Genomic DNA, 13608 nt, shown 5'->3' on the forward strand with positions numbered 1-13608 from the left:
TTGAGTAGCCCAAGATTGCATCTCTTAACATTCATTATGAACGTAGCTTACCGATTTTTATCCATTCCGTGATATACTATTCTACTCTTGCATATAAAAGCATTGATACAAGACGCCTTTAACTTCCAACGGGCAGACTCATGACTCTATTACACTGTTTTAAACGACAAGTTTTAAAGCGCTGTATTCCCTGGATAATGTCAATCCTGTTGTTCCCGGGCTTTATGGTTGATAGCTATGCACTCTCCCCTTATTCAACACGCGAACTTGAAGCGCTGGAAAAGGAATTTATTCAATTAATAAATCAATCAGACAGTATTGAACGCAATCCTTTGGCCATTCAATATATTAACCATCTGGGGAAAAAATTGGCTCGATTCGCCCAAATTCCCACGCCTTATTTTTTTATTGTTAAATCCGGTGAAATTAATGCCTTTGCAGGCCCTGGAGGCTATATTGGCATTAATACTCAATTAATTCTGGCGACTAAAAACGAGAGTGAACTTGCAGCTGTCATGGCTCACGAAATTGCTCACGTTCGCTTGCATCATCTTTATCAGCGGATTCAGCATGAAAAGCAAATGCGTATTCCCCTGCTAGCCTCCATGTTAGCCTCCCTGGCGTTAGGTGTTGTTAATCCCACCTTAGGAAGTGGCGCCATGATGGCTTCCTTAAGCGGATTCGCACAAGATAACATTAATTTTACGCGGGCAAATGAGAAAGAGGCTGATCGTATTGGGATTGATATGTTAATTAAAGCTGGCTTTGACCCACGTAGTATGGCCAGTTTCTTTAAAAAAATGCAGGAAAACTCCCGTTACTATTACTCTGCCAATATTCCAGCAATTTTAAGAACCCACCCTCTTGATGACGATCGAATTGCTGAGGCTGAAAATCGTAGCCAGCGGCTAACTGCCAAAAACATACCAGATGCCTTGGATTATCGTCTGTTTAAAGAATTAATTCGTGTTTCTGTTGCTAGCAACAACAAGCAATTACTGGATTATTATCAGCTTGAATGTTCTAAGAAAAATAGCGATGCAGCTTGCCAATATGGCCATGCCCTGGCTTTTCTTGGCATTAATCAATTTCAACAAGCTCAAGTTTATTTAACACCCTTGCTAAACCATGATCAGGATAATCTTTTTTATCAGATTGCCATGGCACAAGCAGAAACAGGCAACAAGCAATTTGAGGTAGCACTGAAAAGACTTGCTAATTTGCAGGCTAATTACCCTGAGAATTATGCAGCCCTAATGGCTCAAGCTCAAGGCTTATTGGCAGCAGATAAAACAGAACAAGCCGCTAGCGTGTTGTTAAAAGGCTCAAGATTGTTTAAACAGGATTTACCCTTGTGCGAGACATTAGCACAAGCACAAGCAGCTTCTCGACATAAAGATTATGCTTATTTCACCCAAGCGCGTTGCCAACTTTTGCAGGGACGAAAAAGAGAGGCCATGCGTCAATTAAAGCAAGCTAAATTACTTGCTCAAAAAGATCAATATTTGCAAGCGCGTATTACAGCAATGATGGAAGAGGTTAAATTTTTGTCTGAAAACTAGCGCCAAGGGTTCTACAATTGGATTCCAAACCAACCGCCAGTATCTCCTCCTGCCCAACATTCTATGTTTTTACAACCTGGGATTTTCTGTGAACATAATTGCTTGAATTGGTTCACTGCACTAATATCTTTATTAAGATAGCCTTCAGGCTGACATATCCTTCCTTGATATTGTCCTTTTACGCGGATTTGCCCCATGACATAGATAGAAGGTGAAACAGGATAAATCCCTTTAACGTGTGAATAACAAGCTATATAACAGCCAGGCGCATCGGTATAACTATTATCTGTTGGTAACAAAGCTCGTTTGGATCCAGGATAAGGGTGATTAACTACACCGGAATTACCCAACACAAAAACGGGAAGTGGAGAGGGTAATAGCTGTGTGTTTGGATTTATGTTACCCACAGAGACTGCTATATCGTTGTTTGATGCAGCATAGGAAATAGCAGAAAAGCACAGCAAAATAGGGATAGTAATCTTCATGACTGCTTCCTCTTTAAACAAGTGCTTCTTTAGTATAGTTGACGCCATTTGTTTGTACTTAGGCAGCCCTCATTTTTACCCAGAGGTACTCAAAATGTTGACTTATTTTCCGGTGCAATTTCAGGAATCATTTTTTCAATCTTGGAAACATCCTGAGCTGTTTTAGGAGCAAAAAAGAAATAGCGTCCATTAACGGCGCGGTTAATCATTAATGCTGCACCATAAAAAATACCTATACCCACAATAGCCAAAACAATATTCCCAATGATTTGTTTCAATTGTCCGTACTCTTTACGGTGTCTTTCCAGGGCAGGTTGATGTTTTTGAATAGCTGCAAGACTTTGTTGGCTGAATAGTTCAAACGCTTTTTCATTGGGGTTTTTAACAAAATCATTAAAAGCTCTGTGGAGCTTATCATACAAAGCCCCCGTTGCTTCTGCAGCTCGCTTATAATCCAACGACTGATTTTCTTTCGCTTTGAACTCTTTTGCCTTTTGTTCGAGTTGTACAAGTTGTTGATAAAAATGCTGCAGTTTCGCATTATTCAAATTTTCCGGATTAATGTTTTCGCGCACTTCGTCAGGATGTTCTTGAATTTCGCTAGTACTCACGCCCACTGAAACTGATAGAGGATCACGCTGCTCACCTACTTCAGTTAAAGACAGTAAATTTATACCATCCCCACTATGAATAGGGCTTTCAGGAGTTTCAGAAGGTAAATGTTCTTTTTGTTCTCCACTTGTCGAAGGGCCTACCTCTTCTGTCTGTGGAGTTCTTCCCATTTTTTCCTTTAATTTGTCTAAAAATTTAGGTAGATTTTTTATAAGCGCATCTAAAGGATTAACCTTATTATTTTCAGGAATAAACAACTCGACAGGCAAAGAATTAATCCCCTCATCTTCAAGAAGCACCTCGACAAGATTAGAGTTATTATCCTTATCTTCAGGAATAAGCGCCTCAACAAAGAGGGTTTCTTTTATAAGTTCCTCTGCTACTCGTTTTTGGGCCAATAATGCTTCCCGATTCTGTAGATAGTGCTTTTGTTGCAAAGGGTAATGTTGCAATAACTCTATGGTTCTAGGATTTGTCAGAAGCTTATAATGTCCTTCATTTAACTTCAGCATCAATTCCAAGAAAGGAATCGTATCACAAACTAAAACTGCCCCATTTTCACTATAAATGGCATAGGGAACAAGATTTGCTAAAATAGGGTCAACATCAGCATAAGATATCTTGGTATTGGATAAATTTAAAAACCTGCAAAAATTTTCATACCCTTCTTTATGCCAGTATGTCTTAATAGATTCCAAATCTGTATTTGCAAGAGCTTCATTAAAAAAAGCTTTATTTCCTAGATAGATAGGAAAATCCTCGTACTTCCTCTCAAACGTGCGCACAAAATTTTGCTGTTCTGCTGCCAAATTGAAATTAAGCTCCGCTTTCGCTTCATTGATGAAATCATTTAAAAGTTCATGTGTATCTGTAGCTTTTAACTCCTTTTGAGCATCGTCAAGCACATCTAATAGTTTTTTAAGAACCTGCTTGGATTTTTCTAGAGGTGAAATGGGATTTGATGAATTTTTTTCATCTGTCTCCAATGTAGCAATAGAAGCTTCAATTATATTCGGTAGCTGTTTAAGTGCTATAAAAACATTGTTGGGAACATCGACTGATAAGTCCAATAATTGTTGTAATGTAGGAAGTTTATTTTTAAAATCCTGCACAAGACTTCTTGCCTTCAAAACAGGAGTGAACAAAGCATCCTGATACTCACTCACCATCCGCAAGAAAGTAAAAGCGCGAATGTCGCCATTATAAGTCTCACCTTTAAACTCAAAGAGGGCATCCCGAGCGGTTTCGCTATGAAACAATTGTGTACAAAACCAGCTACGCAATAAAATACCTAAAATTAATGTTTTTTCGAATAAATAGTCTGGCGTAGCAGCGGTAGTAAGTTCCTCTTGCAGCACCCTATCGTCATGTAACCTTTCTTTTAGAGTGACGACATGTGTTCCGTCAAATTCAGTTAAATCAAATAAACCAGGGGGAAATGCATGCTGATTACTTAAGAGATGTAAAGCGTAAGCATGGAAAAAACAGTTATTAAGAGCCGGTGAAACGTCAATCGCCTCATCAATTCGCTGCTTTCTTTTCTCAAGTCTTACTGCTTCTTCTTTTTCCTCTAATAAAAGCTTTTCTGCTTCACCTGAATTTAACATTGTATTTCTCAAAATGCCTTACTTTATTAATGATAACAAAGCAATCATTAACTAAACATTAAATTTAGAAAATAATTCGCACATAGGCAACAAATTAACCAATTTGTAACGCAATACGCTTACTTTCATATTGACTAAACGAATAAATGCCCATATTATGTCTTATTGGCGATATTTTTTACTGGAAGTATAATATGAGCAAAGCCTACCGCTTTTTCGAAAGCTTCTCTCTTAACCTCCTCCGCTAAGGCGGAGCATGCATCTGAATAACCACGTAAAATCTCTACCATCCTCTAATTAAATCTATTTAGCAGGTATCGTTAACTTTTGATGAAGTAGAAGCTATGAATAAGTCAATCACACGTATAGTCGCCTGGGGAATATGGCTAGTAGCCTCCTTATTTTATGCCTATCAATACATTTTGCGCGTAATGCCCAATATTATGCTCGACAATTTTATCCAGCAATTTCATATTGATTCTGCGGTTTTTGGGCAATTTTCAGGGATTTATTACATTGGCTATTCATTAATGCACTTACCGATTGGCATTATGCTCGATCGTTTTGGCCCAAGAAAGGTAATGACTTGCTGCATTCTCCTTACAGTCCTTGGACTATTACCCATTGTTTTTGCTGAACACTGGATTTATCCCATGATTGGACGTGCTTTAATAGGCATGGGATCTTCCGCTGCCATTTTAGGAACATTCAAGATAATCCGTATGGGTTTTAAAGAAGAACACTTTACCCGTATGCTCAGTTTTGCGGTAACTATCGGTTTAATTGGGGCGATTTATGGAGGTGGACCTGTCAGCTTTTTGTGTACCGTATTAGGCTATAAAGTAGTTGTTGAACTTTTTGCTATATTTGGTCTCTTACTGGCTGCATTTACTTATTTTATTATCCCTGAAATTAACAAACCTTCCTGTACAACAAGTATTATCGCGGATGTAAAAAAAGTGGTTACCCACCGTCAAATTATTGCTCTATGCCTATTGTCAGGCTTGATGGTCGGTCCTCTGGAGGGGTTTGCAGACGTCTGGGGTTCAGCCTTTATAAGAGAAGTTTATGGGTACAATCGCTCACTTGCCAGTTATTTACCTTCCATGATTTTTATCGGTATGTGTTTTGGTGCGCCTGTGCTCAGCTTTATTGCTGAAAAAACACGTAATTATTTAGGAGTAATTATTGGCTCAGGCTTTTTAATGATGGTTATTTTTATAGCATTAATTTCAAAGCATATGACGAGCGAAACGATGGCATTGGGATTTATTCTGGTAGGGGTATGTTCTGCTTATCAAATTTTGGCCATTTATAAAGCCTCTACTTATGTGCCTGAACAAGTTGCAGGTATAACAACTGCAGTAGCTAATATGATTATTATGAGTTTTGGGTATGCCTTTCATACAACCATCGGAATGATAATCAATCGTTTTGGTGGGATTAAAGTGTCCTCTGCTTTCATTTATGGTCTGGGCGTAATCCCTATAACCTTAAGTATTGCAGTGATTGGATTCTTTATTCTTTTTTATCAGGAGCGAAGAAGATCATTTTTAGTCGCCACTGCGTAGTGTTTGCGCACTAAGAGCCCCTCTCTACGTATTGTAGACGTGCGGTACGTAGGTAAGGGTGATAATAAGGGCTATTTAGATTACATCACACTCATTTTAACTTGCTCTGCAAAATCATGGATTGCAACCACTTCTTTTGAGGATTTAAATAAACCATAGCCTACCAGGCCACCACTTATTAGACCCAATGTTCCACTTACTGCTAGCGTACCTTTAGCAAACGCAGCTCCTGTTAGGATACCACTGATAAATGCGCCGGGTCCTGTCCACAAACCTGCAGCAAATCCAAGACCAAAACCAATTAATCCTACAACAATGGTCACCGTTGCCACTGCGGCTAGAGTAAGTACCACATTGAGAACATGCTGATGCTTTCTCTCTAAAATATTGTGGCAGTTTTGGCTAAAGGTTTGAATTGCCTTTTCTTTTACAGTGATGTCTACAGATTGCTCTAATTTCCACTTTAAATTGTCTATTTCTTCCGTTATGGCAGTAAATTTGGCATAAGGTAACTCTTGAATCTGTCTTTTTAATGAGGACACGGCCATTTCCCATGGCGACAAAGGACGATCCCGCTCCTCCTTTCGTTTTGCCAAGAAAGCATTTCGTTGAGTAATACATTGTAATGCGGTAATTAGCTCATAAAGACCGTCGTCCTCACCTGATATAGTGTAGCCAGCAGGAATATAAAAACCATTCTCTTGCAATTCCTCTCTTATTGATTGAAGTTTTTCTTTTCCCTCCGCTGCACTTAACTCATTATTTATCCCTACCAGAATTACATTAGAAAAATGGCTTAAATGTTGAAATTCTTTAATCTCATTGGCCATCTCAATCGATGGGGCTAATAAATCAATACAATAAACACCAGTGCTTTCAGATCGATAATATAAATTTCGCAGCGCTTGAAAGCGAGGATCATTGTTCACAATCGAAATTTCTAGCTCACTGGTTTTAGCAAAATACGCTGCACTTAAATTTAATGTAATATTAGTCGCTTCTTCCTTGGAAAATTTTTGCATTAAGTGAAGAAGTTGAATTCCTGCTTGTGTATTACCAAAAAAAACAATGGACATTTACAGCCTAGACTAATTTAAGAAACAAAATTATACTTTTTTTACCTTAAGAGAATCTTATATAGGTAAAAATTATGCAGAAATGGCATCTATTTTTTATAGAAGATGATTGGTTTACCCCCAAGAGCAAATTATACTTTATTCATCTTTCACTTAATTGCTGCGATGATGAATACGCTATTTCATTTGGCATTCCCAGTGCATGATTTTGCACAAGCAAAAATTTTTTACCATGACCAGCTAGGCTTCAATATAGGGAGAGAGTCAGAACATGCCTTAATTTTTCAATGTGGTGCTGGTCAAATTGTAGCTCATAAAGTGGAGACACCTGTTCCTGAACAAAAAGGAATTTACCCACGTCACTTTGGTTTAATTTTCCTCAACAAACAAGAATTTGACGAATTTGCAAATCGCATTAATGCTCAGAAAATAAAATTTGAGATAGCCCCGAAACGTCGTTTTGCTAACACCAGAATTGAACACTATTCTTTCTTTTTAAAAGATCCGAGCAATAATTTACTTGAGTTTAAGCATTATATTTATCCCTCTGCCATTTTTGGTGAAACTACTTTTAAGCAGGTTGGAGAAAACCGGTAAACCCCCTAAATTTCCATGTAATTCACCGGTGTTTGGCTTGAGCGCTCTTGATATTGACAAATAGCGGCAACAAAACTAAGCTTTTATTGTGCAGTGCAACATAAAAGGAGGTCTTATGCAACAGGATTACATTGAAAATTGGAAAGATGCGTTTAATCAATTTCAAAAGCCTTTACGCGAAATGATAGAATTAAACGTTAAAACCTTACAAAAAATAGCTTATTTAAAACCCGATGAACTTTCGCATTTAAAAAAGCCTGAAGATGTATTGGAAAAAAATGTCGACATTATTATTCAAAATGGCCACAGAGCACTGGATTACATGCAACAGGCATTTGGTATTTTTGAGAAACATATGCTCGCTGTGACCAGAGATCTCAATGGTAAACATGAAAGAAGTCACTATTATCATCATTGATAACTGTATAAATATATTAAGTAACCATTCAGGATAGGTTAATAAATTCTTTATCACTACGTACTGCGGCTTGTCCGCAGTACACATAAGCATACTACACTTTTACATTTAAACTTTCTGGGTCACCGCGAACAGGTTTGAGAGAAATAGGACTTACTAACAATGCAGTAGATTATTATATATTAGGACTTCCTTTTTTTCTTACGGAAAGAGATTGTTTATCTTCAGAAATTGCATCAACTTTGCTAAAAAAGAAACTGTCCAATGATTTTCTGTGTAAGCGTAGAGATAGCTTTCCTCTTGTCCCTTTTTCATTTCCCTTATTTTTTGACAACAATAGGTCTGTCTCAAGTACTTGATGCTCAGCAAATGCTTGTTTCGATAATGTCAGAACAGGCTCATCCTTTAATTTGGATGATAATTTTTTTTCCCCTTGATCAATTCGCGAGCCAACACATTCTGAGGAATGAGATTTAGGTAATTTTAACTCTGTAGCTGACTGAACAACGGCATCATTGCTCTCTAAAAAGAAAGAAGAGCGGTGCGTTTTAGTGGGTGTATTTGCATTTTTTCGACTGGAATCGAGTAATTGTTTTTTTAATTGAATAACTACATTTTTAAAATAAAATAGATTCATTTCATTATGAGCAGGTTGTTGACAATAATAGTTGTTATTCACAGTCACAAATTTAGGAATTATTGATTCTAGTTGTTCAATTTGGTTCTTTAATTGGCTAATTTTCTCTGCTGAGAGGATATCAGCATGCTGAACTTGGTGGCTGAAATATGCAATGAGCTTTTGTAACAATTGTGAAGGAGAATAAGCTGTTTCTTGTACTTTAACAGTTAGAATAATGCCTTCAGCTAATCCATCCTCCAACTTGTCCAGAATAGATTCCAAACTCTCTTCCTTGGGTAAAATGATGACGTCAGTCTTTCTTGGGCATAACCGTAGCGAGATTCCATATAATTCATCTTCCGATACTGAAATGTAAGCTTGTAAAAATTGAGGTAAATTGGAATAAAATCGATTTAAAGCCAAGTTATTTAATTGTTTTACTTCTAAAAAGCTGAATAAAATTTTTCCTGCCATTTCTGCTTGAATCAGCAAATGTGATTGCTCTCTGGCAAAGGTAAACTCGCCTAGCAGAGCAGGAATAAAAGGTAAAGCAGTCTGGTTGTTACGATACACTGAACGCATCCATTTCCAATTTTTCCTTGCATCTAATAATTTTTCCAACTCCTGCATCAATTGAAACTCTCTTTTTGGAAGCTTCTTAAAAGACACTAATCGATCTAAACTCTTATTATTTAAAACACTATGAATCATCATTAAGTGTTGGAGATCAGGATAATTTTCACCCTCCAGATGACCAAGTTCCCGGCTTAAATGAATTAAAAATTTAACACCATGAAGTAGTTTTTTTCGTGGCAGGTTCAATATTTTAGAAAGAAAATAGTTATTAAGCGAATTAAAATAATTAGTAAACACAACAATATGAGGAGCCTTGGATTGATCTTTCAACCAGTTGCCGTTCGCAAACTCACTGATTTCAACCTGCTCAAAAAATATTCTACTTAGGGTTTTAAGCTCATGAGTCACCAGTGTTACTTCATGTTGCCAATCAGTACTTCTTTTAGTGAGAGCATTGTTGATCAATTGATCAAATGACAGTAAAGAGTGACTCAAATTACTATGACGAGTCCATTCCTGTATTAATTGATAATTACACCATACTGGCTGCAAGCAAAAATTTTGACATCGTCTAATTAATCGCGTAAATCGTTTTCTTACTTCATTTGCAAAACTTGTTTCCTCACTTTCAGGAATATAACGAGCCAAAAATAGATTTAAATGATTCACCGTTGTTTTTTCGAGTTTAAAACTGGCCGCTACATTCAAATTAATTAATTCAAGTACAAGATAATTAGCAACAAGCTTTTGATGTTGAGTAAAATGGGGATGAAGTTCTGTTAATAAATTTATAATTTTGTCGAATGAGAGGAAATTTTGCAGGCCAAATGCACGCCGACTAAGTTTTAGAAAATCTATCTCACCTTTCTCGTCATGCTGATTTTCACAAGCAGTAATACGCCAGATGGTCTCCAATATTTCAACTCGTCTACTGACATCATCAATCTCCAGCAAGAGCTGTTGTTGTATTGCAATCGCAGCAAAGTCTGGTTTCTTACCAGGTTCAGATATATTGTTTAGCCCTTGCTTAAATAACAATATCCGAAGTTCCGTAGAAATTTCTTCGTTGCGCATTGTGAAAGCAGAATGCTCCTCCTTGATTTCAAGAAAAAGCTGCTGCAGGATGTCATAAAGACAAGATAAACATTCAGGCAAGCTATGTACAAGATTGGACAAGGCATCATTGGGTACAAGATTCCACTCATTACACAGCTTGCAAAATAGTGTCAGCAATTCCTTATATTCAAATGAATTTTTATCTTGTTGATATTCATAAAATAGCCTTTTAAAAAGCTGTTCAATATTTTCAAAACTACTTAATAATTTTTTATCATTCCCATTTAATCCTTTATGGGTTTCTCTTAGAGCCTCTTCCCAGGTTAATAACTTTGGTGAATTAGAAGGACTTCGTCTTTCCATTGATTCCAATGATAATTTTTCTTTTCTTTTAGCAGAAAGAAGAGGAAACTGTCTTGCAAAATCAGACTCCACCACCCTCTGCTTCGCTCGAATTCTATTGAGGGAATTAGCCTGTTCCAGATCAAGATGCATTAGCGCACTGATAACTTCACTATTATTTTCAGCCAATTCTAAAGGAGTTTTTTGATCTTTATTTTCAATCGTCTTATCCGCACTTTTTACAAGCGTTCTAATAGCCCATAATTGTTTGCTTCTCACCGCTTCATGAAGCGGTGTATTTCCTGATTTATTAGCTACATTTAATAAATTCGGCACGAGTTCAATCAATAAATCCAAGCATTCTTGAAAAGTTTCATCCTGTCTGGCTGCATAATGCAAACTGGTTTGACCTGTTCTGTCTCCTACTACAGCCAATTTTTTAAATTGCTCCATGTTTAATAATCGACTAATAATTTGAGGTTTGTTTTTTAATACCAGAATGTGAAGGATGGTCCGTTCCAGCGGTAGGAATGTCAGATTCCTTAGAGCAGGGTTAGCAGAAAATAGCTCAACCAGAATTTCTGCCTTAGTCGCATCATTTTCGCGAGAAGAGTCAATTAAGTTCAGAATAGATCGGAGAGACTGATCTTGCCCGGCAACAGTTGCTTTTTCTTGTTTCGCTTGCATATACGCTTTCCTTATAGGATAACCCGTCTCCTAACTGACGCTTTAGGACCTGTAAAGTAACACGGGAGTATTGTAGTGAAAAATGAGGTAATTTATTCAATTTCCTATAAAATGGATAGCCTCGCTTTTCAGCCTTATATATCTAAAAAAATGCTATTTTGGGTTAAAAAAAACCACTTTTCAAGTTAAAGTTTTAGAGAACTCCCTAATGCCTCTTGCCGCTTTAAATACCCTCTCTTCCCTAAAGGAGCTCATCATACCAAGGGGCTTAACGATTGGAGTGATAACTTCGACATACCCTCTCCTATCCGGGATCCATGGTTTAGCCTAAACGTGAGACGTGATTTTTTAGCACGAATTTTCAGCAGACTGTAGTCAAATCCTAGCAGGGGAGAAATAGAAAAATATTTTACAAAAATTATATAATTTATTCATTATGAACTATATTTAACTTTAAGAATAATAATTCACCGAGTGCAATCAAGGAGATACCATGAAGAAACGCCTGCTATTCGTTTTAGCAGTCACTTCGGCCTGTTTTTCCCTGACTTCAGCAGCCCCACTCCAAAGGGAATTACACCCTCAAAATAACCCCGTGATAAAAGTTTTTCATTCTATTGTTAATAATCAATATCAATACCCCCGGATGACTACTATTCCTTTGAGTGGGATAAGAGAAATGTTACATCAGGAAGCTCCTACTTTGAATACTGCGGTTATTAATAAGGTTTTAACCTCAGTAAAATGTGCTGAGCAGTTCAATGTGCCGCATAATAATATTCTGACCATTATTGATTATTCACTACCTTCCAGTGAAAAACGTCTGTGGGTTTTTGACATGGATAAGAAAAAATTATTGTTTCATACCTATGTCTCTCATGGTATTCGTTCGGGAAGTCTGGAAACCAATTATTTTTCAAATAAACATAACAGCAAAGCGAGCAGTATTGGTGTCTATCTCACAGATAGTACCTACTACGGACGTGACGGTCTCTCTTTAAAATTAACAGGTTTGGACAAAGGTTTTAATGACAATGCGACAAGTCGCTATGTGGTTATGCATGGCGGATGGTATGTGGACGAAAATTTTATAAAAAAATACGGCAGAGCTGGACGAAGTTGGGGTTGTCCAGCCTTGCCGCTTGATCATACCAAAGACATTATTAACACTATTAAAGATAAATCACTGTTTGTCATTTATTATCCTAATGAGAATTGGTTTGAACAATCCAGATTTTTAAATTGCGACCGATACTCCTCAAATTCAGCAAATAAGCAGATCATTGATGCTTTTCCTATTGAAAATGACATGCGAGATGAGATTCTTTTTGCCGATCTAAACCATAACAAATACCGTGAAGAAAGTGATCCTGTGGTAGTGATGTCAGCTGTTGACTATGAGCGTGTATTTCAAACCACTCCACCAGTCGGCCGTATGCTTAGACGTCAAATTAATAACGTGGAATACATTGCGCTCAGTGAACCAGAATTTAAAAAAATTTTAGTTCTCAGTCATCAAAGTATGGAGTATCAGTCTATTTGGAATGAAATACATTTTGTAGTTCCTGATGTACAGTTACAAAGAGGCTATTACATTACCCATATGAAATTAGTTCCTCTTGGTAAAATAAAAGACGTCAAGCCCAATATTGAAGAGATAGATAATACTCAACAAATTAAAAGTTACTCTGTACAACTTGATGATAGAGTGGTTCAGTTAAAGGCCACGAATCAATTTATACGGTGGTTGGGACTGTAATTTTAAACAAAATATTTAGTTAGGAGGCTGTTGCCGCGTGCATCCTGCTTATTTCATCCAGTGCCAGATTTAACTCCAACACATTAACTCTTGGCTCTCCCAGAACAAGCATAGTACGCTTCTTTGTTAAGCGATTGATTAACGCTTCAAGAGTTTTTGCAGGTATATTTCGAGCCTTTGCTACACGCGAAACTTGATAGAAAGCAGCCAATAAACTTATCTCTGGATCTAATCCACTGCCTGAAGCTGTGATTAAATCAATGGGAATTAAACGATTATCGCTCGGCTCATATTCGCGAAAATGAACAATACGTTTCTTAATTGTCGTTAAAAAAGCAGGACTTGATGGACCCCAATTCGAACCAGCTGATCTGGCAGCATTATAGGGATAAGGAGTCGTTGCAGAAGGACGTCCCCAAAAATAATAGGGACCACTAAATGCCTGACCAATTAACATAGAACCTACTACTTTGTTATCTTTCTTTATTAAACTACCATTGGCTTGCCACGGGAAAAAAAATTGGGCGATTCCTGTTACTATTAAAGGATAAAATCCCCCCGTCACCAAAGTAAGTATGAGGAGAAGTATGGCGGCCGATTTTAATTGTTTACAAGCTTCCTTAATCATTATTTATCCTGTA

Annotated in this window: 10 protein-coding genes; 5 read left to right on the forward strand and 5 right to left on the reverse strand. The window is 37.2% G+C overall.

What is annotated here, in order from left to right:
- The first annotated feature begins 197 nt into the window (after window positions 1-197).
- On the forward strand, window positions 198-1562 hold the full coding sequence (locus tag clem_RS07840) for a M48 family metalloprotease (protein WP_232505613.1): 1365 nt from the start codon (window positions 198-200) through the stop codon (window positions 1560-1562).
- Window positions 1563-1573: 11 nt separating this feature from the next.
- Here clem_RS07840 and clem_RS07845 read toward each other — a convergent pair whose 3' ends face one another.
- Both clem_RS07845 and clem_RS07850 read right to left on the reverse strand, forming a co-directional pair.
- Entirely contained in the window at window positions 1574-2047 is a 474-nt protein-coding gene (locus clem_RS07845) for a hypothetical protein (RefSeq protein WP_232505432.1), read from the reverse strand.
- 89 nt (window positions 2048-2136) lie between these two features.
- Window positions 2137-4266, reverse strand: a complete 2130-nt coding sequence (locus clem_RS07850) for a hypothetical protein (RefSeq protein WP_094091130.1) — start codon at window positions 4264-4266, stop codon at window positions 2137-2139.
- Window positions 4267-4610: 344 nt separating this feature from the next.
- Here clem_RS07850 and clem_RS07855 point away from each other — a divergent pair, with 344 nt between their 5' ends.
- Window positions 4611-5837 carry an MFS transporter gene (locus tag clem_RS07855; RefSeq protein WP_232505433.1) on the forward strand — a complete coding sequence of 409 codons (1227 nt, stop codon included), beginning with the start codon at window positions 4611-4613 and terminating at the stop codon, window positions 5835-5837.
- An 80-nt stretch (window positions 5838-5917) separates the two neighbouring features.
- On the opposite strand, the gene clem_RS07860 is transcribed toward clem_RS07855, so the two are convergent.
- Entirely contained in the window at window positions 5918-6913 is a 996-nt protein-coding gene (locus clem_RS07860; RefSeq protein WP_094091131.1) for a hypothetical protein, read from the reverse strand.
- A gap of 105 nt (window positions 6914-7018) precedes the next feature.
- On the opposite strand from clem_RS07860, the gene clem_RS07865 reads away from it, so the two are divergent.
- Together clem_RS07865 and clem_RS07870 are read left to right on the forward strand one after the other, a co-directional pair.
- Window positions 7019-7510, forward strand: coding sequence for a VOC family protein (locus tag clem_RS07865; protein WP_232505434.1), 492 nt, complete (start codon window positions 7019-7021; stop codon window positions 7508-7510).
- 115 nt (window positions 7511-7625) lie between these two features.
- Window positions 7626-7928, forward strand: a complete 303-nt coding sequence (locus clem_RS07870) for a hypothetical protein (RefSeq protein ID WP_094091132.1) — start codon at window positions 7626-7628, stop codon at window positions 7926-7928.
- 175 nt (window positions 7929-8103) lie between these two features.
- Here clem_RS07870 and clem_RS07875 read toward each other — a convergent pair whose 3' ends face one another.
- A complete protein-coding gene (locus clem_RS07875; RefSeq protein WP_094091133.1) occupies window positions 8104-11208 on the reverse strand; it encodes an ankyrin repeat domain-containing protein in 3105 nt (1034 codons plus the stop codon).
- Window positions 11209-11701: 493 nt separating this feature from the next.
- Between clem_RS07875 and clem_RS07880 the strand changes: the two genes are divergently transcribed.
- On the forward strand, window positions 11702-12967 hold the full coding sequence (locus clem_RS07880; protein WP_094091134.1) for a murein L,D-transpeptidase catalytic domain family protein: 1266 nt from the start codon (window positions 11702-11704) through the stop codon (window positions 12965-12967).
- A 19-nt stretch (window positions 12968-12986) separates the two neighbouring features.
- Here clem_RS07880 and kdpC read toward each other — a convergent pair whose 3' ends face one another.
- Window positions 12987-13595: a potassium-transporting ATPase subunit KdpC gene (gene kdpC, locus clem_RS07885; protein ID WP_198333085.1), complete on the reverse strand. Its 609-nt coding sequence runs from the start codon at window positions 13593-13595 to the stop codon at window positions 12987-12989.
- Window positions 13596-13608 lie beyond the last annotated feature (13 nt).

It is taken from the genome of Legionella clemsonensis (assembly GCF_002240035.1).
GTDB classification, from domain to species: Bacteria; Pseudomonadota; Gammaproteobacteria; order Legionellales; family Legionellaceae; genus Tatlockia; species Tatlockia clemsonensis.